Source organism: Tepidimonas sp. (assembly GCF_046292505.1).
Lineage (GTDB): Bacteria > Pseudomonadota > Gammaproteobacteria > Burkholderiales > Burkholderiaceae_C > Tepidimonas.
The window spans coordinates 1-518 of sequence record NZ_JBKBQX010000280.1 but is presented as its reverse complement, the minus strand read 5'-3'; the positions used below and the strand labels follow the sequence as shown (position 1 = coordinate 518).

The window sequence follows — 518 nt, the reverse complement described above, 5'->3', positions numbered from 1 at the left end:
GGTCGAACGCATCATCCGCGAGCTGCTGCAAATGCGCTTTCTGACCAAGCAGAAGCGCAGCCTGGCGGCGTTCCACCGGGAGGTCGCGCAGGGTTGCAAAGCGCAAAAGCTGCGGGTGCCGGCGCGCAACACGGTGGCGCAGCGGATTGCCCGCCTGCACCCGGCGAAAGTTGCACGCAGCCGGGACGGGCCGGATGCGGCCCGTCCTTTGCAAGGGGCCGGCGGCATTCCGCCCGAAGTCACGATGCCGCTGGAACAAGTGCAAATCGATCACACCGTCATCGACCTGATCGTGGTCGACGAGCGTGACCGGCAACCCATCGGCCGCCCGTACCTGACCCTCGCCATCGACGTATTCACGCGCTGCGTGCTCGGCATGGTGGTCACGCTGGAAGCGCCGTCCGCCGTCTCGGTCGGCCTGTGCCTTGCGCATGTTGCCTGCGACAAGCGCCCCTGGCTGGAGGGGCTGAACGTGGAAATGGACTGGCCGATGAGCGGCAAGCCCAAGTTGCTGTACC

At 66.4% G+C, this 518-nt stretch carries 1 pseudogene; it reads left to right on the top strand.

What is annotated here, in order from left to right:
• A pseudogene (locus ACK4TH_RS13270) lies at nucleotides 1-518 on the top strand (transposase); the annotation flags it as partial.